Raw genomic sequence first — 25,838 nt, 5'->3', positions numbered from 1 at the left:
TCGCAAGTAGACGCCCCCTGCAGGCGTGACTGAACGGCCTGGCGGTGACCCTCGGGCGGCGAACGCGCCGTCCGATGCTTTGAGGCCTCACACCGGTGCGTCAGACAGCGACAGAAGCACGAGCCTGTACGCGGACGTTGGCCTTCCTTGAATGGCTTCACGCCGAACACCCTTGGCGCCAGATGCAGCTCCGTGCTCCGGCGGAGCGGGCGCTTCCCCGGCTCCTCTTCATGGGAAGCTACCCTTGCCGGCGAGGCAGCGGTTGCCGTGTTCCCAAAAACATCTCCTCTCGATCCACTCCCGTGCTGTGGCACAACTGCGATGGGGTAGCGAGCAATGGCTTGCGCCTGACGCAGGGCCACCCCTCCCCAGGGCACGGGGTACTGGGTGGCCTGCATGTTGCGCTTGTGCCCGCCGCGTACAACGACGCCTCAGCGGGGTTCCTACGTCAGGTGCTCAACGCATGAAGCCCTTCGTTTGCATCAGCGGCCCAGTTCAGCGTCGCAGCGGGTTTGAGCGCGATCCAAGGCCTCATCGATGTCGCAGCCGTGGGCACGAAGCCAGTGGAGGAAGTCGGTAATGACTGTGATCACCGATTCCTCGGCCATCGCCTTCCCGAGTCTTCCAGGGGCGGGGTCAAGCGGACGTTTGGCACCAGCGTAGAACTCCAACACGGCCTCGGCCCGCTGCACGCCAGGGCCTGCTACGTGGCCGTTCGGGTATGCGAGACCCGTTGCCAGTTCGCACCACGTGACTTTCCGGTCGAAGCGGAGCTGCACACCCCAGCGGGCGGCGATCGCGTCAACGAGAGCCATGCCGCGCCCGCCCTCCGAGTCGACGTTCGCATCCAGGAGAGTAGGCAGGGCGCGTGTGTCGGGATCGTGGACCTCGATACGCAGATGCACTCCGTTCATCGAAACCGCGAGTGTGGCCGGTGTGCCAGGGCCGACGTGTGTAATGACGTTGGACGCCAACTCGCTGACGCAGAGCTGGGCTGCGTCAATGACTTCATGCAAGCCCCAGATGCCCAGATGCAGCCGCATGGCCCGACGTAGGGCTGCCACCTCCATCGGCTCGGCCGTGAAGGTTAGGTCCCACGGCTTGCGTGTCATGCACGCTTCCTGAGCCATGAAAACCCCTCTCGTCGCAGGGCGACACCCCGTGAGCCACACAGCGTCACGGGGGATCACGATGAGTTGCGTTGCCATCAGAGTGCGACGAGCTAATCCCTTCGTGCAATGTGCACGACGAGAATCCCACTTCCGAGTGATTGGCAAGCACACCCCTTGGCGCGAGACTGAACGCCCGCTATCCGAAACGGGGTTGATGTGGCCGGATCACCGACGGCGCGGCGGCGTCGCCTCTCGATCGAACTGAAGAAGCTCCGTGAGCAAAGCGCTCTCACCTGTGCCCAGGTCGGCCGGGCTCTGGACTGGAGCGGCTCCAAGGTCAATCGCATGGAGACTGGTAGCGGCCGGGTGCAACCGTCGGACATCGATGCCCTGTGCCGGTTCTACGGGACCAGCGACGAACTGCGCGAGTTCCTCAAGTCGTTGGCACGTCAGGCCAAGGTGAGGGGCTGGTGGCAGATCCACGGCTCAGGGGTCCCGGAGTGGTTCAACATCTACATCGGCCTGGAGCAGGACGCGTCCGCCTTCCGCCAGTACCAGTGCGAGTTGGTTCCGGGCCTCATGCAGACCCGTGCCTACGCCTCCGAACTCCACAAGACCGGCGCGCACATGTCGACCGAGGACATCGACAGGGCCGTACAGGTACGCATGGAGCGTCAAGCCATGCTGACGCGGCCCGACGCTCCCGAAGCCTGGTTCATCGTGAACGAAGGCGCTCTGCGCAACGTCATCGGCGACCGTGCGCTGATGCGTGAACAGCTCGAACGTGTGCTGGACGCCGCCCGGTTGCCGGCCGTCACCGTACAGGTCCTTCCCTTCGACTCCGGCACATATCCGGCTACGGGCTCATTCACCATGCTGGGCTTTCCGGCTCCGGAGGATCCGGACATCGTCTACCGGGACGGCATCACCGATGCTGTCTACTTGGAAGGCGCGCATCATGTTCGCGAATACACCCGCGCGTTCGACGGCCTCCGAGCCGCGGCTCTGAGCCCTCAGCGTTCGGCCCAACTGATCGAGACGGTCGTGAAGGAATACGCAAGGTGAGCATTGCAGGGCCCCTTGGCTACAACAGACCCGTGTGGTTTACGTCGTCGTACAGCAACGGCGCCGGTGGCGAGTGCGTCGAGTGCGCGTGGACCGGTAACGGCACGCTCGTGCGCGATTCCAAGCACCGGGATGGGCCTGTCGTGGCTGTTCGGCAGCATGCCTGGCAGGCGTTCATCGATACGTTGCGGCGCGAAGTCCTCGACGACGCGTGAAGTTAGAGGCACGTCCTGCTGCAGTGGGACGACGAAGGCAACGACCGGCAGGCGGCCCTGGACCTGTTCGACGCCTTCGGCTCCAGGGAAGAGTCCCTGCACGCCCATACGGGCGGGCACGCGGGCGTCCCGCAGTTCGCGGGGGGCGCCGCTGCGCAGTTCTTCACCCGGCACCTGAGGCTGAAGTGATGCCGGGCGTCAGGCCACGAGCAGACGGTATGCCGCGCCGACCAGGTTGCGGCTCGTCAAGGGAGGGCCCCGGCACTCCTTGGCCGCTTGTGCCGTGGGCCCTGCCAACTCGGCAGGGCCCACGCCGCCCGAAGCCACGAACAGCCGGAACGACGCCGTCTCCTCCTAGAGCGGTGATCAGCTTGCGGACGGTATGCGGGCTCAGTCCGCTGAACGGGCTGTCCAAGACGGCTCCGACGCCCTGATCACACCAGCTACGACGAGATCGTTTCCCCCGGCCGCCCCATCTCACCGAGGCAGCGAGAGCCCGCGGCCGGTCTCTCACTCACCGATTCCGAAGGGCAATCCACTTTGATCACGACTCAGTGATCGCCGTATGGCGTTGACCAGCTTCACCTGCGCCTCGGCAGGTGCCTGTCTGGCTTGCTCGAACTCCTCCGGACTCACCGGGTCACGCTGCCGCGCCACTTGGTCCAGGAAGGAGTTGATGACACGGCCGAAGTCATCGATCTCGGTGGCGACTTGAGGAGAGGCGACCAGGCTTACGCGCATCAAAGCCGCGTTCCACTCACCCCAGTCGTAATCCCATCCACGTCGGTCACCATGTGCTCGCCTGAGTTCCATCGTGAACTTGGCGTAGTGACTGAACAGCTCCTGATAGGCGACAAGCTGCTGGTCACGTAGCCACTGACGGTCCTGAGCGCGACGCGTGACGATACCGCCGATCAAAACGCCCACCGTGGCGGAGAGGGCCCCAGCAGCCGTCGTCACCAACGCGTCCAGCACCGGACCCCCAGACGCCCCAACCTCTACGAGACGAACGTACTGGTCATCAGTCCTCGGCGACAACGATGCCGTCACCAGATGACGATCAACAGTTCCGGGACATCCCTCAGGCGCGTGTCGGAAATGCTCTAGGTTGGCTGACGTGAGTGGGCGGGGGCGGACTTATCGATATGTCGGACCGATCGAGCTGAAAGCCGCGGTCCGGCCTGGTGACGGCGGGCGTCGGATCGCCTCGGCGGCTGACTTCAGTGGCTGGATCGCGGAGCAATCGGCGGTGGAGCTGGCCGAACCGTGCACCTTCGTGGTCGGTATGGATGGTGTGCTTCGGCTGGCGCCGCGGTGAAGCGAGCACGTGGCCCGTGCCGGCGGAGCCATGGTTCTGAGTACCGGCGAGGTCAGCTTCGTGCGCGAGGCAGACCGGTGGACCGTGAGCGATGTCAGCAACCAGTCCACCGGGTATTGCCCAGACGTCAACTCCTGGCCTGAGGTCGCCCGTGCTCTCGACGCTGTGGAGCTCCGGCGGCCTTCCGGCTTCACCCACGGGGTTGTATTCCGGCAGTGCACCGACTGCCAGGAGCACAACATCGTGCGCGAGGACGACTTCCATGGCGGCCAGCACCTCACGGTCCCCTCGCCGCCGGTGCCCTCCACCCTGAGGACGGACCGGCGCCGGTGGCACCACCCGCTGGAACAACGTCCACAGGTCCTCCGGCACCATCCGCTCGGGAAGTCGACAGTGCCCGCCTCCCACTCAATTACCCTCTGAAGGTATGGAATTGCCGGAACAAGGGGCTGTAGCGGCGAGCAGTGCCGAGGACTACGGCGAAGCCGCAGAGGCGGTGGCCGGGATCACCGGTCTGGTGCTGACGGCGACGGGGTGGGAACGTGTGAGGCGTGCGCTGGACCGGATGGAGAGCGCGGTCGGGTCGGGGAACGCAGACGTTCTGAACGCCGCGACGGGACAGCTGGAACTTGCGACGCCCGTCAGGATCCGAACACCGCTCGGCGAGGAGGGCGAGCCCGCACCGCACGACGTGCTGGAACGAGCCAACCGGCTGGTACACGCGTTGCGGAGCGAAGCCGGGGATGGTGATCGCGTGGAGGATGAGCCGACCGGTGACGACCCTCACTGACAAGTCCCTGGTCGTCCATTTGTTCACCGCCACGACCGGACGGCGTGCTGCTGTGTCGTACCGGCGGCTGCGCCGCGCGTGGGAGGCGTTCGGGACGGATCTCGGTATGACGCTTCCCGTAGCGGCGACCGGACTGCCCGACGTGCTCCCCGAAGAGCTGGCGGGTCTGCCTGCGACTGCAGGACTGGGGGCGCGGCGCAGCCGCGACGGTTTGTCGCAGGCGATCCTGCGACGACACCATGACCTGTTGTGCCTGTCGGTGGCGCTCTCGCCCGCCGCGGCTGCCGAGGCGTCGTGGGCGGAATGGGACCGGCGATGGGCGCAAGTCGTCGGCACGACGGGAGAGTGGGCCGTCGGCGAGGCCCGGCTCCTTGTCGCCTACTGTGCCGCGGATGACGGGTCCCCGGTGAACACCCGTCTGATGGAGGAGTCGATCCTGTCGGGTCTGTCTTCTGTCGATCCGCTGCCGCGTCTGGGGCCCGGTGTCGACGTGGTCCGCCCGCCGGTCACCTTGTGGGAGGCGGGTGACACCTCCGAGACCCGACAGCTACGCCGGTTCGTCGCTGTTGCCGTCGACCGTGGGAGCGAGCCGCAAGAAGTCGAGCGCTGGCTCTGGAGCCAGGGGAGCAGCGCACCGCCGGCGTTCGTCCGGTATCTCGCCAACGCGGCCAAGCTCCGCTATGAGATCAGGGTGCGCGCGACGCACGACAGGGACTCGGGCTCCGACGTGGGAGCGATTGTGGACGCCGCGCTGGCGGTTCTGGATCGGTCCCCGCCGACCGTCGACGAGTCACAGCCGGACGCACGCGGCGACGAATTGGCTTTGTGGCGCAACCGGCTGCTGGCGCTCACCGCCGGCTCCGCCGGTCTCACCCAGCGGATCACCCGCTTGAGGGAGATGCGCGCCACGGCACAGATCGCCGAGGCCAATATCCGTGTCCTGAGGGACGATGCCGGGCTGTCCGCCGACGAGCCCGGCGTGTTCGCGGAGGACATCGCTCTGGCCGGCCGATTCGTCCAGCACCTGGCCGACGAACTGGTCTACCTGGAAGCGGACCGGGAACGCGCACGAGATGCGCTGGCGGCTGTGGCGGCCGAGGCGGAGCATGCCGTGCAGCGGCGCCGGGAGATCGTCCAGGACCGGGCCGACGCCCTCCAGCGGCGGCAGAACGAGACGAATCTGATGCAGACGGCTCTTCTCGGCGCCGTGCTGATGGTCCTGGCCGCCGCACAGACCTTCGAGTACCGGATTCCCCTGCTACCCCGTCCCGCGATTCCCGCCCTCATCGCACTGCTCGGTGCGGCCGCCCTCCTGTTGGGCAGCATGGTGCTGTGGCTCGTTGCCCCGTCGCAGACTGCTGGACAGGGCCGCGGACGGAGGCGAGCCGGCGCTGTTTTCGCCGGCTTGGTCGGCGCCGCCGCAGGCTGGCTGGCCGTCACCGTGCTCATGTACGCAGTCACCGGCAGGTCCTCGCCGGTCGTGCTGACGCTGGCTGTGACAGTGCCTGCATTCGGTTGTGGATGCTTCATCATGCACCGCCGCCTGAACACAGGTGACCGAAATTGACCGATAGCTATCCAAGTCAGCTGAGAGCTCCTGGTTCGCCTACCAAGGTACTAATGTTCTTCTGCTGAGTGCGCGGAGGGAGAAGCATGCGGGAGGACCCCGCTGCGGCCGTTGCCGCGCGTGTCCGCCGATTCGAGACGGAGAGCGACCTGTCGGCGGTACTGGAACCGGAGGCGCTGGCCGATGCCCGCCGACTCGCAGAAGCATTGCGGGACAATGAGGTCGGTGACCCGAGAACCACGCTCGGTTCCCTGTACTGGTACAGGTCGTGGGCACTGCAGCGCGAGGGTCGCCCGAACGACGAGGAAATCGAGGCAGCGGTACAGGTCCTTGTGCCGTGCTTCGTGGCGGGCGGCATACCGCTGCCCGGGCTCCTGCTGCCTCTGATCGCCCGTGCCGCCGTCCCCGTCGCGCTGGCTATGCTCCAGAAGATGCGGGAAGAAGCGGGCCCCGATTTGTGCGCCGCCGTTCCGGTCCTGTGGGGCCGCATTGTAGAAGCCACGCCCCCCATGGTCGGCGCATCCCGTGCCTTCAGCTTGGCCAAACTCAGTGAAGCCCTGCTGCTGCGATTCAAAAAGGAGGGACGCAAGCCCGATCTCGAGGCAGCGATCACCGTCGCCCGGGAAGCCGTGCAGCGGGTCTCCTCCGAGGATCCCAACCGGGCGGGATACCTGCACGCCCTGGGCGAAGCAATACAGGCACGGCACGAGGACACGGACGGCCGGAACTCACTAGGCGAGGCAGTCACCGTCTTCCGCCAAGCCGTACGGACTGCGCATCCCGACGACCCGGGCCGGCCGATGTACCGGGCCCACCTAGCGGACTGCCTGCTGGAGCAGTTCCGCAGCAGCGCGACGACCGAGCACCTCGACGAGGCCATTGAGGCGCATGCGCTGGCAGTGCACCCCACACACCTCGACAACGGCGATCCAGCGCGGGCCAGGCTGCTGGGCAACCTCGGCATGCTTCTGCGGGAACGCTTCGAATATACCGGGGAGCCCGGGTATCTCCACGAGGCCGTCGCGGTGAGCCGTAGCGCGCTGGAGGCCGCCCCCGAGGACGACGCCCTCTTCCGGGCAGCGGTCCTGTCGAATCTGGGAGCATCCCTGCGGAACCAGTTCGACATCACCGGCCGGCAGGAGCTCCTCGACGAGGCCGTTCCCCTGCTGCGCGAGGCGGTGAGCCTGATCCCCCGTGAGGACTCCGGTCGAGCGGCATGTCTCTCCAACCTGGGGGCAGCGCTCGGTGACCGGTTCGTACGCACCGGCGCGCAGGCCGACCTCCACGAAGCGATCGAGCACCTTCGCGAGGCCGTCCGGAGTGTCACGCCGCCGAGCGGGGCCGGGCCGCAGGCGAGTGTGTTCTGCTCCAACTTGAGCGGGGCTCTGAGGAGGCGCTTCGAGCGCTTCGGTGATCCGGCGGACCTGGACGAAGCGATCGAGACCGGCAGGCAGGCCGTCGCCCTCACCCCCGAGGGTTATACCAACCGGGCCATGCACTTTTCCGCCCTGGCCGCCGCTCTCGGACACCGGGCCGACACACCCGCCAGCCGACCGTCCGATCTGGAGGAGCTGGTCGACATCTGCCGCCAGGCCGTTCGCGCGGCGCCTCCTGGCCACCCCCTCCACGTGCTGTGCCTTTCCAACCTCAGTGACACCCTCCGCCTCCAGCACCAGCGCACCGGCGGGGAGTCCGGCAGCCTGGACGAGGCAGTGGAAACGGCCCGAGCGGCAGTGCAGGCCGGAACCGAAACCGATCCCTACCGGGTCGTCCACCAGTACAACCTGGGGCGCGCTCTCCGGATACGTGGCGAGGAAAGCGCGGACCCCGCGGACTTGGACGCGGCGACAGAGGCTTTCGCCGCCGCGTCGAACACCGTCGGCGCCCCCGCCTGGAGGATCAACGCAGCGGGGTCGGCCGCGAAACTGGCCCAGGCCCGGGGCGACACCCCTTACGCCGCCGAGCTCCTGGAGAACGCCGTGCGTCTGCTTCCGGACGCCGTCCCGCGGCGACTCGCTCGTGTCGACCAGCAGCACGCCCTGAGAAGCCTCTCGGGACTGGCTGGCGATGCCGCTGCGCTCGCCCTGGCCGCCCATGGTCAAGCCGGCGCCGCCCGCGCACTGGGGCTGCTGGAGCAAGGCAGGACAGTGCTGCTCAGCCAGACTCTCGACACCCGCAGCGACCTGACGGATCTGCGGCAGCGACATCCCGCTCTGGCGGCCCGCTATGCGATGTTGCGCGACCAGCTGCACGACTCCGCAGTACCCACGCACTTCGACAGCACGGCGCCGGCAACGGATTCACCGACACACGTGCTCCTCGACCGGCACGGGCTCTCTGCTCAGTTCGCCGAAACCGTCGGCGAGATTCGCGGGCTCGACGGCTTCCACACCTTCCATCTCCCGCCCGAGACAGAACAACTCGTGCAGGAGGCGTACCACGGTCCCATCGCGGTACTCAACGTCAGCCCGCACCGCAGCGACGCCATTCTCGTGCGGACACAAGGAGTCACCAGCATCGAACTGCCCTCGCTCACTGTGGAAAAAGTCAGCGAAATGCTCTTCCAGTTCCACACATCGCTTGCTGACGTCCACGATCCCGACCTTGGGCAAGACGAACAGAACCGTGCGCAGGATGCGCTGCACGATGTCCTGGAATGGCTGTGGGAAGCGGCTGCAGCACCTGTCCTCGAACGGCTGGAGATCCTCGGATCACCGTCGGAGGGAGCGGCTTTGCCGCGGATTTGGTGGGTCCCCGCAGGCCCGCTCGGTCTACTGCCTATCCATGCTGCCGGCCGCCACCGACAAAGGACAGGCCACACCGCCATGGATCGCGTCATCTCCTCCTACACTCCCACGATCCGCGCCCTGAGCCACGCGCGACGAGCGACCCCGCCAACGGCTCCTCCTGGAAAAGCTCTGATCGTGGCCATGGCGAGCACAACCGGGGCTCACCCGCTGCCTTACGTACGCAGGGAAGTCGAGAACCTCAAAAGGCGACTGCCTCAGCACGTCGTCCTCACCGACGATCCAGGTACCAGCTCGGAGCACACACACGATGCATTAGCCACCGCGGCCAATGTCTTTGCCCACCTGGCCGACTGCTCCATCGCACATTTCGCCTGCCACGCTGTCAGCGATGCTGCGGACCCTTCTCGCAGTGGCCTACTGCTCCATGGGCACCAGACGACACCGATGTCCGTCGCCGATCTCGCCTCGGCCAGCCTGGTCCACGCTCGGCTGGCCTATCTGTCGGCGTGCCGAACCGCACTCACGGCAGACCTCCGCCTTGTGGATGAGGCGATTCACCTCACTTCTTCGTTCCAACTCGCCGGCTTCCGCCATGTGATCGGCACTCTGTGGGAAGTGAACGACAGGCTGGCCGCCCGGGTCTCTGACCGCTTCTACGCGAGTCTGTTCGACCTTACGGACAGAATCGAAGACGACAAGGTAGCCACCGCGTTGCATCACACGATGCGCGCGCAACGCGACAGGTACGTCGATACGCCGTCCTTGTGGGCAGCCCATGTCCATGTCGGGCCGTGACCCACTCTGCGAACTCCAGGACATGTGCGGTTGCCCGGCGAACCGATGAGCCCAAGTCAGGGCACAACCGGATGCGCTTCGATCTTGCGGCAGTCAGGGCGGATGACTGCTGCGCTTGTCGGGCGGATGGTGCCGGAGGACCTGTGGACGTTGGTCCAGCGGGTGGTGCCACCGGCGCCGGTCCGTCCTCAGGGGGCCTGGCGGCGAGGGGACCGTGAGGTGCTGGCCGCCATCGTCTTCGTGGCCACCTCGGGCTGTACCTGGAACCGACTGCCGCCAGACTTCGGGCTGTCGGGCGTGACGGCCTTCCGCCGGTTCACCGCGTGGACCGAGGAGGCCAGAGTGTGGGCCAAACTTCACCGCCTGGTCCGGGATGAACTCGGTGCCCGGGGCGAGCTGGACTGGTCACGGTGCGGCCTCGACTCGGTCAGCGTCCGGGCCCTCAAAGGGGGCAGCTGGCGGGACCTAATCCGACCGATCGCGGCAAGAAGGGATCGCAATTCCACCTCGTCGTCGACCGCCGGAGCCTGCCGCTGTCATCAGCATCTCCCCAACGCGTCCACCCCTCACCCGTCGTGCGGCAGCATCGGACACGCCGGGGGCTGCCAGGAAAGAGAGCGCTGGTTCAGCGGACAGTCGCGGGCGCCCCTCGTACGTGGCAGGTTCCGGCACCTTCCTTTCTTGGACCGCGGCTTGGCGATCGGCTCTGGCATAAACTCGCGTGCCGATCGGCGGGACTCGGTGATAGACACCCGGGGTGGAGAAGACTCTCGAGTTCCCCGATCTGCTGCGGCTGATCGATGAGCGGGCGACCGCGTTCCGTGCCGCGGTCGCCTCCGCGGCCGACCTCGACGCGCCGGTGCCGACGTGTCCCGGGTGGACGCTGTTCGATCTGGTGCGGCATCTGGGTGAGGGGCGCCGCAAGTGGGCCGCCATCGTGGCCGCGGGACCTGCCGACGCTCCCCCGGACAGGTCCGTGTGGGGCGCCGCGGCCGCGCCTCGGGAGCGCGAGGCCCTGCTGGACTGGTGGACCGCTTCGGCGCGGCAGCTGCTGGACGCCCTGCGGGAGTACGGCCCTGACCGCGGCTGCTGGACCTGGTGGGCGGCGTCGCAGTCGCCGGAGACCGCCGGTGCCGCTGCCCGGCATCAGCTTCAGGAGATCACCGTGCACACCTACGACGCCCAGCTCACCGCGAGTGCCCCGCAGCCGCTGCCGGTCGAGGTGGCTCTCGACGGGGTCGAGGAGTTCGTGTTCACCTGCTGCGCGACGACGAGTCCCTGGCCGCACGAGCCGGCTGTCGTCGACTACCACGCCACGGAGGGCCGTTCCTGGCGCCTCTGGCTCTCCGCCGACGGCGCACGGGCCGCCCGTCTGCCCACCGGTGAGGGCGAGGGCCCGGACGTGGTCGCCGCTTCCGCCCGGGGGACGGCCGGTGAGCTGGTCCTCTTCCTGTACGACCGCATTGCGGTGGACTCCCTCAAGGTCGAGGGTGACCCGCGTCTCTTCGAGCAGCTGCAGGCCTGGGAGCCTGAGGAGTAGGACGGGCTGACGCGGCGCCTGCGGTGGATGTCCTGAGGCGGAGAGACCCCGAAACCGCAGCTGCGGCGCTTGTCAGCTGGGGGGGGGACCCACTGCCGTTCCCGGTAGAGCCCAAGCTCTGGTTGCCTGCGAGGGCAAGGCGGCTCAGGCCCTGGATCCCGGCACGACAGCACAGCAAATTGGCAGATATGGGCCACCAACGGAAGACGAAAGCGCTGGTCGCAGAGCTGGTGCGTGGCCCATTTCTGCCAATCACGCCCACCGCCCACCCGTCGTGCGGCCGTATCGGTCATGCCCCAGCAGGGCTTTTCCGGGCCGCGGTCGCCTCCGCAGACGGCCTCGACGTGCCGGTGCCGGTGCCGACAAAGGCTCTCGGCAAACACATTGCGAGATACCGCTCGATGCCGGGCTGACCGCTCTGCGGCGGTTACTTCACCTGCTGGGCGCTCGAGCCTGTCCCGCAAGGTCGGCGGCGGTCAGTGGGCAGATGCTGGTAGTAATCGGCCGTGGCAGGAGATCTGTGGACCCCGGTTGTTTCGATGGCCGGTGTGGTCGTAGGCGGGGCGTTGACGTATCTGACCCAGCGCACGACGCAGCGGGCGGCTGACCGGGCTGACGAGCAGAGGCGGGCCGCGGCGCGGGCGGAGGAGCGGCGGGCCGAGCAGATCCGGACCGTGCTGGAGTTCATCCGGTGCGCGCTGGAGGCCGAGGGCGTGGCGCATGCGCGGCCGTCGCGATGGGAGGTCGGTGACGACTGGTACGTGACGGCCAGGCCGGCGATGGACGGTCTGCGAATAGCCGAGAAGAGCATCGAGTTGTTGTGTGCCCCTGGCCTTCACTCGCCGACGACCGCCTACGCCCGCGCCCTCAACCAAGCCGTCTGGCAGGAGCGTGACGAGGGGAGCCTGGCCGAGCGCTTGGAGCCGTTCAAGGCGGGGTTCCTTGCCGCAGCACGCCGCAGCCTGACCTGACCTCGCGGGTCGGGTCGGGTCAGGTCAGGCTGGTTGGGGCCGGCGGCCCGTGAGCCGAGGCGGCTACTGCGCGCCTGTTCCCTGGTCGGCCAGGAGGCCGATCCTGGTGGCGACGAGGGTGCCGTTGGCGGCGGGGTCCTGGGGCGGGGCGAGGACCTTTTCGCTCCTGCACAGCAGTTGGACCTTGCCCGCGCTCGGCAGGGTGACGGTCCCCGTGGCGCTGAGCGAAGCCTCGTTGTAGCCGGTGCCGCGAGGTGTTGCCATGTTGGGGCCGCCGGTGACCCGGCAGGTCCCCTTGTCCGCGTAGATCAGGAAGGCGGAACCGGTCAGGGTGTAGCTCCCGGCGGGAAGGGACAGGGCGACGACCTGGGTGTCCGTCGTGCCGATGGAGTGCACTGCCGTGGCCTTGGCGACGTCGCCCGGAGCCGCGGGCGCAACGGCGGCGGCCCGTTGGGCGGCGTATGCGGTGGCCCCCGCGTAGGTGGCTCCCAGCGCGGTGATGGCGATGGCGGTTATCCCGATGGTCCTGGTCTTCGTGATCCTGCGCATGACCGACTACCCCCTGAGGAAATCCGGATCAACGTCCGCCAAAAAATACAGTGCGTACAGATTCAGTAGGCGGAATGTGGCAGGCAGTTTCGAAACGCAATCTGGCCGTGGAGCGCAATTCCTGTAGTGTTCACTGAGGTTTTCTCGACGAATTGGTCTCGTGAGGTGACTCGGACCGAGGCACCCCGTGGGGCGGGGGCGCGGTGGAGTCGATCAGTACGGAGCGGCTGGAGCTGGAGCCGCTGCGGGTCGAGCATGCCGAGGAGATGGCCGGTGTGCTGGCCGATCCGGCTCTGCACACCTTCATCGGTGGCGCTCCGGATGGTCCCGAGGAGCTGCGCTCGCGGTACCGGCGCATGGTCGCGGGGTCCGGTGATCCGGCCGTCTCCTGGCTCAACTGGGTGATCCGGCTTCGGGACGAGGGGTGTCTGACAGGGACGGTCCAGGCCACGGTCAGTGTCTCCGAGCGGGACTCCGTCGCCGAGATCGCCTGGGTGGTGGGGACGCCCTGGCAGGGCAGGGGCATCGCCGGTGAGGCTGCCCGGGGGCTTGTCGGCTGGCTCGCCCGGCAGTCGGTGCGGGCCGTCGTCGCGCACATCCATCCCGGGCATCGGGCGTCCGCCGGTGTCGCCGCCGCTGCCGGGCTCACCCCCACCGGCGAATGGAACGACGGGGAGATGCGGTGGCGGCGGAGTATCGGGGCGTAGCCCCACCGTCGGCGGCCGGTCACCGTACCAGCAGGTCGATCACTCCCGTCAGATCCTCCTCGCCGCCGCCCTCGGCCAGGCGGCGGCGCATCAGCTCGAAGTAGGGGCTGAGCAGTTCGGGGCTGACGCCCTGGTCCTGGGCGGTGGTCAGGAAGGTGGGGGTGCCGGCCACCTGCATGGCGAGATCGGAGACGACACCCGTGGTGTAGTCGCCGCTGCGCAGCCGGTCGGCGGTCTGATGCACTGCCGGGGCCATCGCGACCAGCCAGTTCGCGAGCAGCGGGGCGAACGAGGCGGGGTCGATGTCCTCCTTGCGGATCAACGCGAAGGCGTGCGCGGCCCCGGCGAACATCCCGTACATGGCGCTGAGCAGGGCCACGTCGTTCAGGGCCGCGAAGCCCGCGTCCTCGCCGACGTAGGTGGTGCCGGCCGTTACGCCCAGGGTTTCCCGGTGCCGTTCGAACAGGTCCCGTGAGCCGCTGTAGAGGACGTAACCACCGGCTTCCGGGACGCCGATCATCGGGGGGACGGCCATGATCCCGCCGTCCAGGTAACGGGCGCCCCGCTCGCGAGCCCAATCTGCGCGAGCGCGGGCCTGGGCAGGAGTGCTGGTCGTCAGGTTGACCAGGTCCTTACCGGTCAGGTCGGTGCCGACCAGCACCTCGTCGACCGAGGCGTCGTCCAGCAGGCAGACCACGACCAGGGTGTTCACTGCGACCGCGTCAGCGGGACGGTCCGCGACCCTCGCGCCCTCGGCGGCGAGCGCCGCGGCGCGGGTCGGCGTGCGGTTCCAGACGGTGAGCGGATGGCCCGCGGCGAGCCAGGTACGGGCCAGCGCGGTGCCCATCGCACCGAGGCCCAGCAGGGTGACGGGGGTCTTCCCCAAGGTGTTCTGTGTCATGCCGACAAGGCTGGTCACAGGGCCGAAGGTGATCAAGTACGCACTTGGGAGTGGGTGGTTACCCTCAGGTGAGCGAGCACGTCAGCGGGGTTCGGAAGGGTGGGGCATGACGACGCTGAACCGGCCGGGCACAACAGGCGGACACGTCTGCGGGATCGACACCGCGATGGAGGTGATCGGTGGCAAGTGGAAAGTACTGATCCTCTGGGCGCTCCATGAACACCCCTGCCGCCGTTTCGGGGAGCTGCGGAGACTGCTTCCGGGCATCACTGAGAAGGTGCTGGCCTCCCACCTGCGCGAGATGGAAGCGGACGGGGTCGTGCGCCGTGTGTCGTACGACGAGGTGCCGCCCCGCGTCGAGTACTCGCTGACCGAGGACGGCAGGCGCCTCAACGACGCACTCCAGCCGCTGGCAGCGTGGGGACGCGGGCGGTCAGGGCTCACGGCCGACCGGGGTGAGCGCGACGCCTCGCTGTAGCGTCCGGGTACGACAAAGCGTCGCCGGTGTGTGGATTGGCGGGAAGACGGGCCGCGGGGCGCGCGTCTGCCTCGCGATACTGGCCGGTATGGCGCTCTACGACTCCCTCGGTGCGACGTACGCCCGGACCCGGCGGCCGGATCCGCGGATCGGTGCGCGGATCCACGAAGCGCTCGAGGGTATGGCGAGTGTGATCAACGTGGGGGCCGGTGCCGGGTCGTACGAGCCTGAGCGGACCGTGCTCGCGGTCGAGCCCAGCCGGGTCATGGTGGCCCAGCGGCCGGTGGGAGCGGCGCCTGCCGTGCGGGCGGTGGCGGAACGGCTGCCGGTGCGGGACGACGCCGCCGACGCCGTCATGGCGGTGCTCACCGTGCACCACTGGAGCGACCTGGCGGCCGGGGTCGGGGAGATGCGGCGGGTCGCCCGTCGGCGGATCGTCGTGCTGACGTGGGACCAGGAGGTGTTCCGGGAGCGGTTCTGGCTCGTGCGGGAGTATCTGCCGGAGGCGGTGGCCTTCGACGACGAGCGGGCTGTGCCGGTGGAGGAGCTGGCCGGGCTGCTCGGTGGGGCGCGGGTGGAGACCGTACCCGTGCCGCACGACTGCACGGACGGGTTCGGGGCCGCCTTCTGGCGGCGGCCCGAGGCCTATCTCGATCCGCAGGTGCGGGCGGGGATCTCGTTGTGCGCCCAGACCGGGGAGGACGTCATCGCGCCCGGGCTGGAACGGCTTGCGCAGGACCTGGCGAGCGGGCGTTGGCACACGCGGCACGCCGAGTTGCTGGGGCTCGGGGAAATCGATGTGGGTTACCGGCTCCTGGTGAGTAGCGTGTGATGTCCGACCTGATGGGAAGAGGGGGAACGGCGTGGACGCGGTGGTTACGGCTGTCAGCAGCAACGGCGAGTACTCGTTCAGCAAGCCGAACCGGGAGAGCATCACCCTGCTCGCCGGACTCGGGGTGGACGGGGACGTGCACGCCGGGGTGACGGTCAAGCACCGGTCGCGGGTCGCTCAGGATCCCACGCAGCCGAATCTGCGGCAGGTGCACCTCATCCATGAGGAGCTCTTCGGTGAAGTCGGCGGTGCCGGGTTCCGGGTGGGGCCCGGGGAGCTCGGGGAGAACATCACCACGCGGGGCATCGATCTGCTCGGGCTGTCCGTGGGGACGCTGCTGCACGTCGGTGACGAGGCCGTGGTCGAGGTGACCGGGCTGCGCAATCCCTGCCTGCAGATCGACAACTTCCAGCAGGGGCTGCTCAGGCAGGTGGTCGGGCGGGACGCGGACGGGAGCGTCGTGCGCAAGGCCGGGATCATGGGCATCGTGCGGGAGGGTGGCGTGGTGCGGCCCGGTGACGCGATCAGGGTGACGGTGCCGGACGGGCCGCATCGGCCGCTCGAGCGGGTCTGAGCCGCCTCGCGTCTGCTCCGGCCCACCCGTCAGTCCTGCTCAGGCCCACTTTGGCCTACTCAGGTTCGCTGGCCGTCCATGGTTTTCCAGCGGTGGGCTCGCACCGGACGGGACTGACGTCTGGCGGCCGATCAGGGGACCTGCTACACCGGATCGGGCACCAGCCAGATCCGGTGCTCGGCTCCCCTCCAGGGCGTGTGTCGAAAATGCGTGCTGCGACGGACGGGCCGTAGTACTCCTGAAGAGTCCGTGTCGGTTCTCATCCGGAGTCGTCGATGGCAGTTCGCCGTGTCATGCCCGTCATTCAGTCGGAGGCCGCACAGGAGAGCCGGGAGTTCTACGGCCTGCTGGGCTTCGAGGAGGTCATGAATCTCGGCTGGATCACGACGCTTGCCTCGCCGTCCGCTCCGGCAGCGCAGATCAGCGTGATGACCAGCGACAAAACCGCCCCGGTCACCCCCGACATGAGCGTCGAAGTCGACGACGTGGAGGCGGCTTACGCGGTCATGCGAGACAGCGGCGCGGAGATCGTTCACCCCTTGCAGGACGAGGAGTGGGGAGTACGGCGGTTCTTCGTCCGCGACCCCAACGGCCGCGTGGTCAACGTTCTGAGCCACCGCTGACGCTTCCCCCGCCACGGGGACGGAACCGGCGTGCGGGTGCTGACGCCGGGGCCTATGGCGTCGTACGTCACCACGCGGTGGCCGTCGGCGAGGAGACGGACCGTCAGGTCGTCCCATTCGCCCATGTGACCCGCCAGGCCGTGGAGGAGGACCGTGCGCCCCGACCGGCCCTCGGGCGGGGTGTGGTCGCGGTAGGCGATACGGGTGCCGTCCGGGGTGGTGAGGTGGGTGGTGGCGGACTTCAACTCGGTTGCCGCTCCTGGCTGGTGGAGGTACGCGGCGGGGCGTGGTGAGGGTGGCCCGGGCGGGGGCGTGGGCCGCCACTGGTTCGTCTGCGGCGGCGCCGGGAGTTGTGCCTTCAACCTGCGGTTTCCCGAGTTGCGGCCCCGCGTCGGCAGAGGGACCGTGGAGAAGGGGTGTTGACGGCACCGGGGGGTGAGGGGCATCGCGTCGGCACCCGGGCAGACCCACCCGTTCGTCGAGCCTGACCGCGCGGTGGCGCGTGTCCGTGTGCTGAGGGACGCACAGGAAGCGGAAAGGCGGAGACGGCGATGACGATTGGGCCCAATGGAAGGCGACCCGGCGGTGAGCCGCCCGGTCTGGCGGGTGCATTCACGCAGCGGAGTGCCGAGTACACCGGACGGTATGTGGTCCTGCTGGACCAGTCGGATCCGCAGAGCGGGTTGGAGGCGCTGCGCAGATCCGCCGGTGTCGCGTCCGCCGAGCGGGTCAGAGGGGCCGAGCCGGAGAGCGCGGCCGAGGCACTCGCCCGCCCCGGCACGTCGGTGCTGTTCGACGAACTCGCCGTCGCCGTCGTCGAAGCGCGGCCGGATCAGCGGCACGCGCTGGTGACCACGGCGGAGGCGGAGCCCTCGATCATCGCGGCCGAACCCGAGCGTGTGGTGTACGCGGCCACGATCACCGACGCCGGGCAGTCACTGACGGGGTTCTTCCCGGCGTACCGCAGCGACGTCGCGGAACTCGAGCGGTTCACCCAGGCCGAACTGGCCGCCCATCTGGGCCCGGCCTGGGACGAGTCGAACGTGACCTGGGGTCTGCAGGCGATCCGGGCGAACGTGTCGGGGACGACCGGGCAGGGCGTGAAGATCGCCGTCCTGGACACCGGTGTGGACACCGGTCACCCGGATCTCGCGGGCTGCCTGGACGAGACCGCCTCCTTCGTCACGGGCGAGGAGGTCCAGGACGGTCACGGCCACGGCACGCACTGCATCGGCACGGTGGCCGGCCCGGCCAGGCCCCAGCAGGGGCCCCGCTACGGGGTCGCCGGTGAAGCCCGGATACTCGCGGGCAAGGTGCTCAGCAACGCCGACGGCTCCGGAACGGACGGCCAGATCCTTGCGGGCATCTCCTGGGCGGTGTCCCGCGGGGTGCGGGTGATATCCATGTCGCTCGGCGCCCCGGTGGAGCCGGGTGAACTCTTCCCGCAGACGTACGAGCTCGTGGCGCAGCGGGCGCTGAAGCACGGCACGGTGATCGTGGCCGCGGCGGGCAACGAGAGCCGGCGGCCCAGGGTCATACGGCCTGTGGGGCGTCCCGCCAACTGCCCGTCGATCCTGGCCGTGGCGGCGCTCGACAGGGATCTGTCGACCGCCTGGTTCTCCTGCCAGGCCATGAACGGCCAGGGCGGCGAGGTCGACATCGCCGCGCCCGGTGTGGACGTGTACTCGGCCAAGCCGGGCGGCGGGTACCAGACGCTCAGCGGGACCAGCATGGCCACCCCGCACGCCGCCGGTGTGCTCGCCCTGATCGCCCAGGCGCACCCGGACGCCTCGGCGGACGACCTGACCAAGCGGCTGCTGTCCGGGGCGTTCCCGCTGTCGCAGCCCCCCGAGGACGTCGGCGCGGGTCTGCTTCAGGCGCCGTGAGCGGGAGGCCGGGTGCACAACCGGTCGGGGTCGTTCTCGCGGTCGACCCCGACCGGTTCGCGCAGACGGTGGAGGCGGCCCGGCGGGTCGGGCTGGCCGTCACCGGTGAGCAGCCGCTGCTCGGCACGCTGTCGGGCACGATCCCCGAGGACGGGATCGCGGAACTGCGGCGGCTCGACGGGGTCGAATCCGTCGACCGTGAGCGTACGTACCGTCTTCCGCCGCCGGACTCACCGGTTCAGTGAGTCGCGGGCCCTACCGCGCCGGTGCCCAGGTCCGCCCGGCCGAACAGCAGGGCGTAGCCGGGTGGGAGCCGGTCGATGACGCGGGTGACCAGGTCGTCGCCGACCAGCTTCGGGAGGACGCCGAGGACGGAGCTGACGTCCCAGCGGGCCGTCGCCGGGGTCGCGTCCCCGATGCGGGCGGCGACGGATTCGACGAACTCGGGGGCCGTGAGGGGGCGGGTCGTGGGGATCTGGGCGGTGACCAGCTGCGCCGCCTCCTCGGGGAGGGCGCGGGCGAGGTCCACGCGTTCGTCGCCGACCACGTGGCCGCCGAGGGCCGACAGGACGATGTGGGTGATGCGTTCCGCCTCCCGGCGGGTGGGGTAGCGGCCGGCTTCCCGGACCTCGTCGACCAGGTCGGTCCAGGTGTTTCCCGCGGTGCGTGCGGCGGATGCGGCCGGCGTGCCGGGCGCGGCCGACGTGCCCGATGCCGTTTCGTACGGCGGCGTCCCCGCGCCGGCTCGGGCAGCAGCGCCGGCATCGGTGTCGTACGGCTTGCGCGGTCCGCTCAGTGTCGTGGGCGTGGGCAGCGCCACTCTCGGCACTGTCACGGTCGGCACCGTCGTCGCGGTCATCGTGTGCGAGCTCCCTTTCCGGTCCGTTTCCGGTCGGCCCGCCGCCTGGGCCGCGGCGGGCGTGGGTGACCGCGTCCCGCGGGCCGCCGAAGGGGTGGGCGGCCCGCGGGACGCTTCTCTTCTGTGTGGTCCCTGGTGTGGTCGGCCGTGCGGTCAGCCGCTGATCTGCCTGCGGCCGGTCTCGCCGCCGGTGATCTGGATGCGGCGCGGCTTGGCCTGCTCGGCGACCGGGATGCGCAGGGTCAGGACTCCGGCCTCGTAGGAGGCGTCGATGCGGTCCGTGTCGAGGGTGTCGCCGAGGAAGAGCTGGCGGGTGAAGGTGCCCGTGGGCCGCTCGGCGACGAGCAGTTCGGCGCCCTCGGGGGCGGGGGACTTGCGCTCGGCGCGGACGTTGAGGACGTTGCGTTCGACGTCCAGCTCGATCGTCTCCGGGTCGATGCCGGGGAGGTCGAAGTGGACGAGGAAGTCGTCCCCGGACCGGTAGGCGTCCATCGCCATCGCCGACGGGCGGGTGGTGGAGCCGAAGACCTGCTGCGCGAGACGGTCGATGTCGCGGAACGGGTCGGTACGCATGAGCATCACGGGTCACTCCTCTCATCGGGGGCTGGGTGCGATGCCCTTCGCCTTCTTATATAACTCCGGGGAGGAAAGTTGACAAGCTCCGACTCAGGTTTCTTCGGCCGCTGGTCCGGGAGTTAGTTTCGGCGCAGAACCGAAGGAGGCAGACATGGCGAAGGTTCCCAGCTCGGTGGTGGCCGCGACGGGGCTCGTCGGCGGGTACGGCGTCGCGCGCTGGACCGGGAAGCGGCAGCTCGGCGGGGCCGTGCTGGCCGTCGCGGGGGCGGCCGCCGCGCAGCAGTGGCGCAGGCAGGCCGGCGGGAGGGCCGCCGGTGCGCTGGGCGCCGCGTACGTCGCCGCGTTCGCCGGGTCGCATCCGCTGGCGAAGAGGATCGGGGCGTGGCCGTCGGTGTTCGGGGTCGCCGGGGCCGTGGCGCTGGCCTCGTGGGCGGTGGCCGACCGGCGGGCGTAGCGGGGCCGCGGCGGTGTGGCAGTAATCCGTTGCCCTGTGGCGATAGCGCCACTTCCGCAAAGATCGGCGCGGCGCCTAACGTCACCGGCGTGAACAAGTTCCTCCTCGCCGTACACGTCCTCGCCGCGATCGTCGCCGTCGGGCCCGTCACCGTGGCCGCCAGCATGTTCCCGCCCGCCGCCCGGCGGGCCCTGGCGGCGCCGGACGATCCCCGGGCGGCCGGGACCGTGCTGCTGCTGCACCGGATATGCCAGGTGTACGCCGTCGCCGGCGTCGTCGTACCGGTCTTCGGGTTCGCCACCGCGAGCAACATGGGCGTACTCGGCGACACCTGGCTGATCGTGTCGATCGTGTTGACGGCGCTGGCGGCGCTGGTGCTGGCCACGCTGGTGCTGCCCCGGCAGGGCGCGCTGGTCGAGGGCGGCGGTACGCGTGAGGCGACCGTGCGGCTTGCCATGTTCACAGGCCTGTTCAACCTGCTGTGGGCGGCCGTGACGGTGCTGATGATCGTACGGCCGGGGTCGACCACCGGGGCCTGAGGCGGGCGCCGCCGGTTTCCGGCGGGCTGCTCCGTCGGCGCGGGCTGCTCCGTCGGCGACAGGCTGTTCCTGCCGCGGCGGTACGCACGCGGTCCCGCCGCCGCGGCGACGGGACCGGAGGCCGGGGGACGGGGTGCGACCGCCGCGGCGACGGGGCAGAGGGGCGGCGCGGGACTTCTCGTACGGCGCCGCCCGCGGGGCGGCTACACCGTCCGGCCCTCCGCCTTCGCCGACTTGGAGCGGGCGGAGCCCTTCCGCATCGCCTTCGCCCTGCCCGCCGCCGCCGACAGCGGGCGGGCGATGTCCTCCAGGGAGCGGCGTTCGGCGTTCACCGCGAGGAACGCGGCGACCAGGCCGGCCAGACACATCAGGGACGCGCCGATCTGGAAGGCGAGCACCGTGTCGCCGACCTTGCCCGTGTTGGTGAGGTCGGCGAACAGCAGGGGGCCGCTGATGCCGCCGGCGGCGGTGCCCAGGGCGTAGAAGAAGGCGATGGACATCGCCCGGGTCTCCATCGGGAAGACCTCGGAGACGGTCAGGTAGGCGCTGGACGCGCCCGCCGAGGCGAAGAACAGCACCGCGCACCAGCACGCCGTCAGGGTGGTCGCGCTCAGCGATCCCCGGTCGAACAGCCAGGCCGTGCCGAACAGGAGCAGGCCGGACAGCAGATAGGTCGAGGAGATCATCACGCGGCGGCCGACGGTGTCGAAGAGCTTGCCGAGCAGCAGCGGGCCGCAGAAGTTGCCGAGCGCGATGACGGCGAAGTAGTAGCCGGTGCGGTCGGACGGCACGTCGAAGAACTTGGTGAGGATCGCACCGAAGCCGAACGTGATGGCGTTGTACAGGAACGCCTGGCCGATGAAGAGGGAGAACCCGAGCACGGACCGCTTGCGGTACTTGGCGAACACCGTGCGGGCGATCTCCAGGAAGCCGACGGTCCCGCGCTGCCGGATCTCCAGCTCGCCCTCGGGCTCCGCGAGCGGCTCGCCCTTGTCCGCCGCGACCTGCCGTTCGATCGAGGAGACGATGTCCTCCGCCTCGCGTTCCCGGCCGTGGATCAGCAGCCAGCGCGGGCTCTCCGGCACATGGCGGCGGACCAGCAGGATCACCAGGGCCAGGACGGTGCCGAGCGCGAAGGTCAGGCGCCAGCCCACGTTCTCCGGCAGCAGGCCCGTGTTCAGCGCGACGATCGACAGCAGCGAGCCGCCGACCGCGCCCAGCCAGAAGCTGCCGTTGATGACCAGGTCGACGCGGCCCCGGTACTTGGCCGGGATCAGCTCGTCGATCGCGGAGTTGATCGCCGCGTACTCACCGCCGATGCCGAAGCCGGTCAGGAAGCGGAAGAGGAAGAACCACCAGGCCTCGGTGGAGACGGCGGTCAGGGCCGTCGCCGCGAGATACACCGCCAGGGTGATCATGAAGAGCTTCTTGCGGCCGAAGCGGTCGGTCAGCCGGCCCCAGAACAGGGCGCCGAAGCAGGCGCCCGCCACGTACAGCGCGGCCGCGATGCCGGTGACCTGGCCGGAGGAGATCGACAGGCCGCTGCCCGGCTCGGACAGGCGGCTCGCGATGTTGCCGACGACCGTGACCTCCAGGCCGTCGAGGATCCACACGGTGCCCAGGCCGATGACGATCGTCCAGTGCCAGCGGGACCAGGGCAGGCGGTCGAGTCTGGCGGGGATGCTGGTGGTGATGGTCCGGCCGCTTCCGGCCTCGGCTGTCGACATGGACTCCCTCCTCCTGACCTCCTCTCTCGAGGTCGGGGAACCGGGTTCCCTCCGCCTCTGCCTCTACGCCCCCAGCCACCGCGACACGGTGTAGATCAACAGCCCGACCAGCGAGCCCACCACGGTGCCGTTGATGCGGATGAACTGCAGGTCACGGCCGATGTGTGCCTCGATCTTGCGGGTGGTGTGCTCGGCGTCCCAGCTCGCGACCGTGTCGGTGATCAGGGAGGTGATCTCCTTGCGGTAGGAGGTCACCACGTGCACGGCCGCGTCCTCCACCCAGCTGTCGACCTTGTCCTGGAGCTTGGGCTCGGTGGCCATCCGGGCGCCCAGGGACAGCAGGGAGGCGCGGACCCGCAGACGCAGTTCGCTGCGCTCGTCCTCGGCCGCGGAGACGATCATGGCGCGTACGGCGGTCCAGGCGGACGCGATCAGGTCCTGGACCTCGCCGCGGCCCAGCACCTCGCCCTTGAGTCGCTCCACGCGCGCCCGGGTGTCGGTGTCGGACTGCAGGTCGGAGGCGAAGTCGGTGAGGAAGCGGTCAAGGGCGCCGCGTGCGGGGTGGGAGGGCATGTCCCGGGTCTCCGCGCAGAAGCGGAGCAGCTCCTTGTAGACGCGTTCACCGACCCGCTTGTCGACGAAGCGCGGCGTCCAGCCGGGGGCGCCGCCCTGGACGGCGTCCATCACGCTGTCCCGGTGCAGGACGAGCCAGTCGTGGGCGCGGGAGACCACCAGGTCGACGACCCGTTTGTGGCCGCCGTCCGCGACGACCTTCTCCAGCATCTTGCCGATGCCCGGCGCGATCTCCTGGGCGTCGGCGCGGCGGGTGATCGCCTCGCCGACCACCGCCTGGACGTCCTGGTCGCGCAGCACGGTCAGCGCCCCGCGCAGGGCCGTGGCCAGCTCTGCCGTCACCCGGTCCGCGCGCTCCGGTTCCGCCAGCCAGGCGCCCAGCCGGGCGCCGATGCCGACGGCGCGCAGCCGCTGCCGTACGACGTCACCCGAGAGGAAGTTCTCGCCGACGAACTCGCCCAGGGAGACACCGAGGGTGTCCTTCTTCGTCGGGATGATCGCGGTGTGCGGGATGGGCAGGCCGAGCGGGTGCCGGAAGAGGGCGGTGACCGCGAACCAGTCGGCCATCGCGCCGACCATGCCCGCCTCGGCGGCCGCGGCGACGTAGCCGGCCCACGCCCCGGCTCCCTCGTTCGAGGCCCATTTGGCCAGGACGTACACCACGGCCACGAACAGCAGCATCGCGGTCGCCGTGAGTTTCATCCGCCGCACCCCGCGCTGCCGCTCCTCGTCGGCGGGGGTGAAGGCGGTCATGGTGCGGTAGGACGTGGTGCCGCCCGGCCTCGCCCGTGTTCCGGGTGCGGCCGGTGTTCCGGTTTCCGTTTCCGTAGGTTCCATCTGCTCCACCCGCTCGGTGATCCCGCACACAATTGTCCCTTCCCCGCCTGGTGGCGGAACAGAAAGGGAGTCCCCTGCGTCTGAGTGGTCGATCGCATGCCGCATCATGGGATCATCAGATCGGAGCCTGAGGCTCCCATCGCTCGAGGAGAACAACATACGCATGACCAAGCGTCATGAGGGGGGTGCGGGGGTCTCCCCCGCCAAGCCCGGCGCCCTGCTCAGTGCCGTCGTCGCACTGGTCGTGGCTCTTTCCGCCGCCATCTACGTCGGGTTCGCGGCCGACAAGGAAACCGCCAACGGCAGCGTCGCCGGAAGCCACACCCATCACGACACCGCCGCCGCACCCGCCTCCACCGGCACCTGGGTGGGCGCCTGGTCCACCTCGCCGGCGGCAGCCGAACCGGGTACGGAGACCCAGGGCATGGCGGGCCGCTCGGTGCGCAACGTCGTGCACACGAGCACCGGGGGTACGAGTGCCCGTATCACGCTGTCCAATCTCTACGGGCAGTCCCCGCTGACCATCACGCACGCCACGATCGCGATCGCCGCCGGCGAGAACTCCCCCGCGGCAGCGGCGGAGACGATGCGGCGGCTCACCTTCGGCGGCGGCCCCACCGTCGTCATCCCGCCCGGCGGCCAGACGGTGAGCGACGCGGTCCGCGTCAACGTCCCGCGCGACACCGACGTCCTGGTCACCACGTACTCCCCCACCCCGTCGGGCCCGGTCACCTACCACCCGCGCGCACAGCAGGTGTCGTACATCGCGGAAGGCGACCACACCGAGGACACCACGGCCGCCCCCTACACGGAACAGACCCCGTACTGGCGGTATCTGACGGCCCTCGACGTGCTGAGCAACGAATCCGCCGGCACCGTCGTCGCGCTCGGCGACTCGATCACCGACGGCATAACCTCCACCGTGGGCGCCAACCACCGCTGGACCGACGTCCTTTCCGAGCGGCTGCGCACGGCCCTCGTGAACGGCGCCGACCTGCCCCGCTACAGCGTCGTCAACGAGGGCATCAGCGGCAACCAGGTCCTCGCCGGCGGCCTCGGAAGGCCCGCCGACAACCCCAGCGGCCTCGGCCGGTTCGGCCGTGACGTGCTCTCCCGGACGAACGCCAAGGTCGTCGTCATAGACCTCGGCATCAACGACATCCTGCGCAACCCGAAGCTGGCCGACCCCGCGAAGATCACCACCGGTCTGCGCACCCTGGTCCGCCAGGCCCACGCCCGCGGTCTGAAGGTCATCGGCGCCACCCTGATGCCGTTCGAGGGCCACCGCGGCTACACACCGGCCCGCGAGGCGGTCCGCCAGCAGGTCAACGCCGAGATCCGGGCCGGCCGGGTCTACGACGCGGTCGTCGACTTCGACAAGGCCCTGCGCGACCCCTACGACCCGCGCCGGCTGCGCTCCGACTACGACTCCGGCGACCACCTCCACCCCAGCGACAAGGGCTACCGGACGATGGCCGAGACGTTCGACCTGCGGGACCTGAAGGGAGCCGGCCAGGCGGAGCTGTAGGCGCCGCCGCACGGCTCCCCCGCCGGGCCCGGTCCACCGCCGTGGGCCGGGCCCGCCGCCGTGTGCGGCCCA

General features: G+C 69.5%; 25 protein-coding genes and 4 pseudogenes. 20 read left to right on the top strand and 9 right to left on the bottom strand.

Annotated elements, in window-relative coordinates:
- Positions 1 to 482 precede the first annotated feature (482 nt).
- Positions 483 to 1,112: an ATP-binding protein gene (locus tag ACWC21_RS10380; protein WP_450880113.1), complete on the bottom strand. Its 630-nt coding sequence runs from the start codon at positions 1,110 to 1,112 to the stop codon at positions 483 to 485.
- Positions 1,113 to 1,328: 216 nt separating this feature from the next.
- Between ACWC21_RS10380 and ACWC21_RS10375 the strand changes: the two genes are divergently transcribed.
- The 3 genes and pseudogenes from ACWC21_RS10375 to ACWC21_RS10365 form a co-directional block, all read left to right on the top strand.
- Positions 1,329 to 2,177: a helix-turn-helix domain-containing protein gene (locus ACWC21_RS10375; RefSeq protein ID WP_450880111.1), complete on the top strand. Its 849-nt coding sequence runs from the start codon at positions 1,329 to 1,331 to the stop codon at positions 2,175 to 2,177.
- Entirely contained in the window at positions 2,174 to 2,392 is a 219-nt protein-coding gene (locus tag ACWC21_RS10370) for a DUF397 domain-containing protein (RefSeq protein WP_450880109.1), read from the top strand. The genes ACWC21_RS10375 and ACWC21_RS10370 overlap by 4 nt, the downstream gene beginning before the upstream one ends.
- 9 nt (positions 2,393 to 2,401) lie before the next feature.
- A pseudogene (locus ACWC21_RS10365) lies at positions 2,402 to 2,581 on the top strand (alpha/beta hydrolase); the annotation flags it as partial.
- A gap of 321 nt (positions 2,582 to 2,902) precedes the next feature.
- Here the strand turns inward: ACWC21_RS10365 and ACWC21_RS10360 are convergent.
- Positions 2,903 to 3,367, bottom strand: a complete 465-nt coding sequence (locus ACWC21_RS10360; RefSeq protein ID WP_450880107.1) for a hypothetical protein — start codon at positions 3,365 to 3,367, stop codon at positions 2,903 to 2,905.
- A 142-nt stretch (positions 3,368 to 3,509) separates the two neighbouring features.
- Here ACWC21_RS10360 and ACWC21_RS10355 point away from each other — a divergent pair.
- Positions 3,510 to 3,971: pseudogene (locus ACWC21_RS10355) on the top strand (hypothetical protein); the annotation flags it as partial.
- On the opposite strand, the pseudogene ACWC21_RS10350 reads toward ACWC21_RS10355, so the two are convergent.
- A pseudogene (locus ACWC21_RS10350) lies at positions 3,972 to 4,085 on the bottom strand (IS5/IS1182 family transposase); the annotation flags it as partial. It lies immediately after the preceding pseudogene.
- Between the two features lie 52 nt (positions 4,086 to 4,137).
- On the opposite strand from ACWC21_RS10350, the gene ACWC21_RS10345 reads away from it, so the two are divergent.
- From ACWC21_RS10345 to ACWC21_RS10320, 6 genes and pseudogenes are all read left to right on the top strand, one after another.
- Entirely contained in the window at positions 4,138 to 4,500 is a 363-nt protein-coding gene (locus ACWC21_RS10345; RefSeq protein ID WP_450880105.1) for a CATRA system-associated protein, read from the top strand.
- Positions 4,484 to 6,067: a CATRA conflict system CASPASE/TPR repeat-associated protein gene (locus tag ACWC21_RS10340; protein ID WP_450880103.1), complete on the top strand. Its 1,584-nt coding sequence runs from the start codon at positions 4,484 to 4,486 to the stop codon at positions 6,065 to 6,067. Before ACWC21_RS10345 ends, ACWC21_RS10340 begins: the two co-directional genes overlap by 17 nt.
- Positions 6,068 to 6,153: 86 nt before the next feature.
- A complete protein-coding gene (locus tag ACWC21_RS10335; RefSeq protein ID WP_450880101.1) occupies positions 6,154 to 9,612 on the top strand; it encodes a CHAT domain-containing protein in 3,459 nt (1,152 codons plus the stop codon).
- Between the two features lie 102 nt (positions 9,613 to 9,714).
- Positions 9,715 to 10,226 (top strand): annotated as a pseudogene (locus ACWC21_RS10330) (transposase); the annotation flags it as partial.
- Positions 10,227 to 10,369: 143 nt separating this feature from the next.
- Positions 10,370 to 11,152, top strand: a complete 783-nt coding sequence (locus tag ACWC21_RS10325) for a maleylpyruvate isomerase family mycothiol-dependent enzyme (RefSeq protein WP_450880099.1) — start codon at positions 10,370 to 10,372, stop codon at positions 11,150 to 11,152.
- A 506-nt stretch (positions 11,153 to 11,658) separates the two neighbouring features.
- Positions 11,659 to 12,123, top strand: coding sequence for a hypothetical protein (locus ACWC21_RS10320; RefSeq protein WP_450880097.1), 465 nt, complete (start codon positions 11,659 to 11,661; stop codon positions 12,121 to 12,123).
- A gap of 63 nt (positions 12,124 to 12,186) precedes the next feature.
- On the opposite strand, the gene ACWC21_RS10315 is transcribed toward ACWC21_RS10320, so the two are convergent.
- Complete coding sequence (locus ACWC21_RS10315; protein ID WP_450880095.1) at positions 12,187 to 12,672, bottom strand: hypothetical protein; 486 nt, start codon at positions 12,670 to 12,672, stop codon at positions 12,187 to 12,189.
- 203 nt (positions 12,673 to 12,875) lie between these two features.
- Here ACWC21_RS10315 and ACWC21_RS10310 point away from each other — a divergent pair, with 203 nt between their 5' ends.
- Positions 12,876 to 13,379: a GNAT family N-acetyltransferase gene (locus ACWC21_RS10310; RefSeq protein ID WP_450880093.1), complete on the top strand. Its 504-nt coding sequence runs from the start codon at positions 12,876 to 12,878 to the stop codon at positions 13,377 to 13,379.
- Between the two features lie 19 nt (positions 13,380 to 13,398).
- Here the strand turns inward: ACWC21_RS10310 and ACWC21_RS10305 are convergent, their stop codons facing one another.
- The gene (locus ACWC21_RS10305) at positions 13,399 to 14,280 is read right to left on the bottom strand and encodes an NAD(P)-dependent oxidoreductase (RefSeq protein WP_450880091.1); all 882 of its coding nucleotides are present in this window, start codon (positions 14,278 to 14,280) and stop codon (positions 13,399 to 13,401) included.
- A 106-nt stretch (positions 14,281 to 14,386) separates the two neighbouring features.
- Here ACWC21_RS10305 and ACWC21_RS10300 point away from each other — a divergent pair, with 106 nt between their 5' ends.
- From ACWC21_RS10300 to ACWC21_RS10275, 6 genes are all read left to right on the top strand, one after another.
- Positions 14,387 to 14,758, top strand: a complete 372-nt coding sequence (locus tag ACWC21_RS10300; protein ID WP_450880089.1) for a winged helix-turn-helix transcriptional regulator — start codon at positions 14,387 to 14,389, stop codon at positions 14,756 to 14,758.
- Positions 14,759 to 14,846: 88 nt separating this feature from the next.
- The gene (locus ACWC21_RS10295; protein ID WP_450880087.1) at positions 14,847 to 15,590 is read left to right on the top strand and encodes a class I SAM-dependent methyltransferase; all 744 of its coding nucleotides are present in this window, start codon (positions 14,847 to 14,849) and stop codon (positions 15,588 to 15,590) included.
- Positions 15,591 to 15,621: 31 nt separating this feature from the next.
- A complete protein-coding gene (locus ACWC21_RS10290; RefSeq protein WP_450880085.1) occupies positions 15,622 to 16,164 on the top strand; it encodes an MOSC domain-containing protein in 543 nt (180 codons plus the stop codon).
- Positions 16,165 to 16,439: 275 nt separating this feature from the next.
- Positions 16,440 to 16,787 carry a VOC family protein gene (locus ACWC21_RS10285; RefSeq protein WP_450880083.1) on the top strand — a complete coding sequence of 116 codons (348 nt, stop codon included), beginning with the start codon at positions 16,440 to 16,442 and terminating at the stop codon, positions 16,785 to 16,787.
- Positions 16,788 to 17,338: 551 nt separating this feature from the next.
- Entirely contained in the window at positions 17,339 to 18,673 is a 1,335-nt protein-coding gene (locus ACWC21_RS10280; RefSeq protein ID WP_450880081.1) for a S8 family peptidase, read from the top strand.
- Positions 18,670 to 18,918: a hypothetical protein gene (locus ACWC21_RS10275; RefSeq protein WP_450880079.1), complete on the top strand. Its 249-nt coding sequence runs from the start codon at positions 18,670 to 18,672 to the stop codon at positions 18,916 to 18,918. The genes ACWC21_RS10280 and ACWC21_RS10275 overlap by 4 nt, the downstream gene beginning before the upstream one ends.
- Here the strand turns inward: ACWC21_RS10275 and ACWC21_RS10270 are convergent.
- A complete protein-coding gene (locus tag ACWC21_RS10270; RefSeq protein ID WP_450880077.1) occupies positions 18,912 to 19,532 on the bottom strand; it encodes a DUF2267 domain-containing protein in 621 nt (206 codons plus the stop codon). The two genes, ACWC21_RS10275 and ACWC21_RS10270, sit on opposite strands and share 7 nt — an antisense overlap.
- Positions 19,533 to 19,685: 153 nt before the next feature.
- Positions 19,686 to 20,111: an Hsp20/alpha crystallin family protein gene (locus ACWC21_RS10265; protein WP_450880075.1), complete on the bottom strand. Its 426-nt coding sequence runs from the start codon at positions 20,109 to 20,111 to the stop codon at positions 19,686 to 19,688.
- A 148-nt stretch (positions 20,112 to 20,259) separates the two neighbouring features.
- Between ACWC21_RS10265 and ACWC21_RS10260 the strand changes: the two genes are divergently transcribed.
- Entirely contained in the window at positions 20,260 to 20,562 is a 303-nt protein-coding gene (locus ACWC21_RS10260; protein WP_450880073.1) for a hypothetical protein, read from the top strand.
- Between the two features lie 89 nt (positions 20,563 to 20,651).
- Positions 20,652 to 21,101, top strand: coding sequence for a hypothetical protein (locus ACWC21_RS10255; protein WP_450880071.1), 450 nt, complete (start codon positions 20,652 to 20,654; stop codon positions 21,099 to 21,101).
- A 203-nt stretch (positions 21,102 to 21,304) separates the two neighbouring features.
- Here ACWC21_RS10255 and ACWC21_RS10250 read toward each other — a convergent pair whose 3' ends face one another.
- Positions 21,305 to 22,828: an MFS transporter gene (locus ACWC21_RS10250; RefSeq protein ID WP_450880069.1), complete on the bottom strand. Its 1,524-nt coding sequence runs from the start codon at positions 22,826 to 22,828 to the stop codon at positions 21,305 to 21,307.
- A gap of 63 nt (positions 22,829 to 22,891) precedes the next feature.
- Positions 22,892 to 24,268, bottom strand: a complete 1,377-nt coding sequence (locus ACWC21_RS10245) for a DUF445 domain-containing protein (protein ID WP_450880067.1) — start codon at positions 24,266 to 24,268, stop codon at positions 22,892 to 22,894.
- Positions 24,269 to 24,401: 133 nt separating this feature from the next.
- On the opposite strand from ACWC21_RS10245, the gene ACWC21_RS10240 reads away from it, so the two are divergent.
- Positions 24,402 to 25,766, top strand: coding sequence for an SGNH/GDSL hydrolase family protein (locus tag ACWC21_RS10240; protein WP_450880065.1), 1,365 nt, complete (start codon positions 24,402 to 24,404; stop codon positions 25,764 to 25,766).
- Positions 25,767 to 25,838: the final 72 nt, after the last annotated feature.

Source organism: Streptomyces sp. NPDC001348 (assembly GCF_053597535.1).
The sequence above is the reverse complement of the archived record's forward strand: the minus strand, read 5'-3'. Positions and strand labels throughout refer to the sequence as shown.